This window comes from Streptomyces bambusae, assembly GCF_019400985.1.
Taxonomy (GTDB): domain Bacteria; phylum Actinomycetota; class Actinomycetes; order Streptomycetales; family Streptomycetaceae; genus Streptomyces; species Streptomyces bambusae_A.
In genome coordinates, this window is sequence record NZ_WTFF01000611.1 from 1 (window position 1) to 1,688 (window position 1,688).

Sequence of the window (1,688 nt, forward strand, 5' to 3'; positions counted from 1 at the left end):
GTCCGCCCCGGCGCGGCCGCTCCCGGCGGACGGCCCGGACGGCCCGGAGGCCGGGCCCGCGCCGCGGGTCCAGCGGCGCTCGTGGCCCTCGACGGCCGAGCGGTAGGCGGCGAGCAGCTCGGAGCCGGCCGCCGCGAGGTGGTCGAAGACCTCGGGGTTGCGCTCGATGACGGGCTTGGCGGCGCTCTTCGCCTGGTGGACGACCTGGCGTACGGCGTCCTGCGCGGCGGCGGCGAACAGCGGGTTGTTCAGCTCCGAGACCTTGTCCGCCACGGCCTCGAAGAGCTTGAACAGCTCCTCGGCCGCGGTCCCGGTGCTGCCCGCGGATCCGCCCTGGCGGGCCCGGCGGCGCTCCTTCTCGGCCGCGAGGTCCTCCGCGCAGGCCTTCTCCCAGGCGTCGTCGTCGGTGGGGCGGTCGGTGGCCTCGCTCATGGCGGCCTCTCCTGCAGCGGTGGTGCGGCGGCTGACACCTTCGACGTTACCCGAACGGGGGTACGGCGTTCAGCGGCCGCGGGGCCACAGCGCGGGGTCGGGCGTGAAGCGGATGCGCAGCACGCCGTCCTGGAGGCCGGCGCCGGAGACGGTGCAGCGGCGCAGGGCGGACGGCAGCGGAACGATCCTGCGGTACGGGCCCGCCGCCAGCAGCAGTTCGTCGCCCCGCCGGACCAGGTCCAGGTCGCGCTTCTCGGCGCCGGGCAGCGGCACCGCCCACACCAGGACGCCGTCCTCGGCGCGCCGGTCCTCGACGGCCCAGGCCGGGCAGGCCCCGGGGTCGCCGGGGGCGCCGGGGCCGAGGAGGGCGAGGTCGGCCGGGCCGTGCGGGGCGCGGCCCAGGTGTGCGGCGGTACGGGCGCCGGGCCACTGGCTGACGTACTTGTCCTGCTCCGCGGCGAGCCCGGCCAGCCAGGGGTCGGCGGAGCCGGCCGGCACCACGCGGTTGGCCACGACCGCCTCGACGGGGATCCGGTGCAGGGCGAGCCCGAGCACGCCCAGGCGCAGGGCGTCGCGGGCGGCCCGGTTCGGTTCGGCGACCAGCCGGACGGAGGTGGTGGGCGCCTCGACGACCGCCTGGACCGCGGCCAGCTCCACGTCCCAGCGGGCGGCGCTCTCGTACAGCCACTGCGCGGGCATCGCCGCCCCGGCCAGCTGCGCGAGGACGGGCCGCAGCGCGCGGGCCGCCTGGCGCTCGGCGGGGAGCAGCCGGGTCAGGTAGCGGCGCAGCTGGGCGGGCAGCGCGAGGGCGGCCAGTGCCTGGTGCAGCGGCGGCATGTCCACCACGACCTGGTCGAAGCCGTCCGCGCCGGCGGCCCGGCGCAGGGCGCGCAGCAGCGCGAACTGCTCGGCGCCGGGCAGTTCGGTCAGCTCCTCGGCGCCCAGCGCCCGTGCCCCGAGCATCCCGAGGACGGCGGAGCCGCGCTGCTGGAGCGCGACCAGCTCGTCGCGGAACTCGTCGCCGGAGTCGATGCGCGCGGTCCACAGCCCGCCGGTGCCGTGGCCGGAGCCGGTGCCGGTGCCGTGGCCGGAGTCGCTGCCGCTGCCGCTGCCGCTGCCGCTGCCGGAGCCGCTACCTGAGCCTTCCGCGCCGTCGTCGTCGCCGGTGCTGACTCTGCCGCCGGTGCCGACGGGTACGGCGTCCAGGCCCGGGGCGACGGCCTTCGCCCCGCCCGTCGGCGCGCCCAGCAGCGGGC

Annotated in this window: 2 protein-coding genes; both read right to left on the reverse strand. The window is 78.6% G+C overall.

Annotation, left to right across the window (positions count from 1 at the left end; genetic code table 11):
- Positions 1-432: DUF5304 domain-containing protein (locus tag GPJ59_RS36025; RefSeq protein ID WP_219672330.1), on the reverse strand; the 432-nt coding region annotated here is incomplete at its 3' end.
- A 69-nt stretch (positions 433-501) separates the two neighbouring features.
- A complete protein-coding gene (locus tag GPJ59_RS36030; protein ID WP_374201012.1) occupies positions 502-1,680 on the reverse strand; it encodes an ArsA family ATPase in 1,179 nt (392 codons plus the stop codon).
- Between the last annotated feature and the right edge of the window lie 8 nt (positions 1,681-1,688).